Genomic DNA, 1,121 nt, shown 5'->3' on the forward strand with positions numbered 1-1,121 from the left:
TTATTCCGGCATAGCTCAGTTGGTAGAGCACCTGACTGTTAATCAGGTTGTCGACGGTTCGAGCCCGCCTGCCGGAGCTTAATAATGGAGAGTTGTCCGAGTGGCTGAAGGAGCAGCATTGGAAATGCTGTAAACGGGTATTACCTGTTTCGAGGGTTCGAATCCCTCACTCTCCGTTTCAAAGTATGGCCCGTTGGTCAAGTGGTTTAAGACACCGCCCTTTCACGGCGGCTACATGGGTTCGAATCCCGTACGGGTCATTGTCACATATAATAATATTATCGCGGGATGGAGCAGTCTGGTAGCTCGTCGGGCTCATAACCCGAAGGTCGCAGGTTCAAACCCTGCTCCCGCAATTTGGTCCGTTGGTCTAGTTGGTTAGGACGCCTCCCTGTCACGGAGGAGATCACGAGTTCGAGTCTCGTACGGACCGTTGTTATGTTATTAACAATTTAATACACAACAAACATATTACATGATGGTATATGGCTCGGTAGCTCAGTCGGTAGAGCAATGGATTGAAGCTCCATGTGTCGGCGGTTCGATTCCGTCCCGCGCCATTTATGGTGGGGTAGCGAAGTCTGGCTAAACGCGGCGGACTGTAAATCCGCTCCTTCGGGTTCGGTGGTTCGAATCCACTCCCCACCATCATAGGGATATAGTTTAAAGGTAGAACTACGGTCTCCAAAACCGTCGGTGTGGGTTCAATTCCTACTATCCCTGTTTGTAATGTGATGGCGGTATTGGTGAAGGGGTTAACACACCGGATTGTGGTTCCGGCACGCGTGGGTTCGATTCCCACATACCGCCCTAGATTGGGGCATCTTGATCTATTCAGTTGGTCCAGTCAGATTGGATAGACGATTATGGTGGTATAGCCAAGTGGTAAGGCAGAGGTCTGCAAAACCTTCATCGTCGGTTCGAATCCGATTACCACCTTTGACTGGGTCTCCAATCAAATTTGTAACTTTTTGCCGGAGTGGCGGAACTGGCAGACGCGCTGGACTCAAAATCCAGTGTCCGTTGAGGACGTGTGGGTTCGAACCCCACCTCCGGTATAACTATAATTCATAAACCACTTTCAAAAGAGCAGGAACGTTGATATAACAGCGTTCCTGCTC

11 tRNA genes are annotated in these 1,121 nt (G+C 50.0%); all 11 read left to right on the forward strand.

Going from position 1 to position 1,121, the window contains the following annotated elements:
• Positions 1–4 precede the first annotated feature (4 nt).
• The 11 genes from EKM96_RS10460 (at position 5) to EKM96_RS10510 (ending at position 1,058) form a co-directional block, all read left to right on the forward strand.
• A tRNA-Asn gene (locus EKM96_RS10460) sits at positions 5–77 on the forward strand.
• Between the two features lie 9 nt (positions 78–86).
• A tRNA-Ser gene (locus EKM96_RS10465) sits at positions 87–176 on the forward strand.
• A gap of 11 nt (positions 177–187) precedes the next feature.
• Positions 188–260, forward strand: a tRNA-Glu gene (locus tag EKM96_RS10470).
• Between the two features lie 22 nt (positions 261–282).
• Positions 283–356: transfer RNA gene (locus tag EKM96_RS10475), tRNA-Met, on the forward strand.
• A 3-nt stretch (positions 357–359) separates the two neighbouring features.
• Positions 360–433 (forward strand) — tRNA-Asp (locus tag EKM96_RS10480).
• 54 nt (positions 434–487) lie between these two features.
• Positions 488–560 (forward strand) — tRNA-Phe (locus EKM96_RS10485).
• Positions 561–565: 5 nt separating this feature from the next.
• Positions 566–648: transfer RNA gene (locus tag EKM96_RS10490), tRNA-Tyr, on the forward strand.
• A 4-nt stretch (positions 649–652) separates the two neighbouring features.
• A tRNA-Trp gene (locus EKM96_RS10495) sits at positions 653–723 on the forward strand.
• Between the two features lie 14 nt (positions 724–737).
• Positions 738–810 (forward strand) — tRNA-His (locus EKM96_RS10500).
• Positions 811–868: 58 nt separating this feature from the next.
• A tRNA-Cys gene (locus tag EKM96_RS10505) sits at positions 869–939 on the forward strand.
• Positions 940–973: 34 nt separating this feature from the next.
• Positions 974–1,058, forward strand: a tRNA-Leu gene (locus EKM96_RS10510).
• Positions 1,059–1,121: the final 63 nt, after the last annotated feature.

It is taken from the genome of Levilactobacillus tangyuanensis (genome assembly GCF_003946545.1).
Lineage (GTDB): Bacteria > Bacillota > Bacilli > Lactobacillales > Lactobacillaceae > Levilactobacillus > Levilactobacillus tangyuanensis.